Source organism: Vibrio sp. 1401, from assembly GCF_033340295.1.
The window spans coordinates 1-1,069 of record NZ_JAWOWF010000137.1 but is presented as its reverse complement, the minus strand read 5'-3'; the positions used below and the strand labels follow the sequence as shown (position 1 = coordinate 1,069).

The 1,069-nt window shown below is 47.1% G+C and carries 2 protein-coding genes; both read left to right on the top strand.

Annotation, left to right across the window (positions count from 1 at the left end):
- Positions 1 to 376, top strand: a 376-nt coding sequence (gspC, locus tag R7Z77_RS24115) for a type II secretion system protein GspC (RefSeq protein WP_318136896.1), incomplete at its 5' end; no start/stop codon positions are given.
- A 36-nt stretch (positions 377 to 412) separates the two neighbouring features.
- Positions 413 to 1,069, top strand: a 657-nt coding sequence (locus R7Z77_RS24110; protein WP_318136895.1) for a secretin N-terminal domain-containing protein, incomplete at its 3' end; no start/stop codon positions are given.

The following is a 1,069-nucleotide window of genomic DNA, read 5'->3' as shown; positions in this document are numbered from 1 at the left end:
AAAATTGTCAGAATCGCCGCAGGCTACTCGAGTGCAAGCTGCACAGAAAGAACCTGCGTCAGACGTGAGTGACAAACTAGAGCAAATCCGAGAGGAGATTGCGAAAGATCCACAGAGTGTCTTTAAATACATCACCATTTCTCCAGTGAAAAAAGACGACGCCATTATTGGCTACCGAGTTTCTCCGGGTCGTGATGCGGCGTTATTTAATGATGTGGGTCTAGAACCTGGTGATATTGCGGTGCAACTTAATGGGATCGATTTAAGTGATCCGTCTTCTTCAGTACAACTGATGCAAGTGATGAGCGATCCGCAAGAACTGAATTTGACTGTTGAGCGAGATGGTCAGCAGTACGACATCTATATCCAATTGTAATACTTAGGCAACCAGCGTAAGTTCAGGGAGACATACGTGAAACATTGGTTTAGCAAAAGTGCTTGGTTACTGGCAGGGAGTCTACTCTGCGTTCCAGGCGCGATGGCAAATGAATTTAGTGCGAGTTTCAAAGGCACTGACATTCAAGAATTCATCAACATTGTTGGTCGTAACTTAGAAAAGACCATCATCGTTGACCCTTCGGTGCGCGGTAAAATCGACGTTCGCAGCTACGACGTGTTAAACGAAGAGCAATATTACAGCTTCTTCCTTAACGTGTTGGAAGTGTACGGCTATGCAGTCGTAGAAATGGACAACGGCGTACTCAAAGTCATCAAAGCAAAAGACTCTAAGACCTCTGCAATCCCTGTTATGGGTGATGGCAGCGCAAAAGGCGATAGCGTCATCACTCGCGTGGTTGCTGTGCGAAATGTCTCTGTTCGTGAATTGTCACCGCTATTGCGCCAGCTGATTGATAACGCCGGGGCGGGTAACGTGGTTCATTACGATCCAGCTAATATCATCCTGATCACCGGTCGTGCAGCGGTAGTAAACCGTCTAGCAGAAATCATCAAACGCGTTGACCAAGCTGGTGACAAAGAGATCGAGCTAGTAGAGCTTCGCAATGCCTCGGCTGCTGAAATGGTTCGTATCGTAGAAGCCCTGAACAAAACGACCAACCAAAAGAGCACG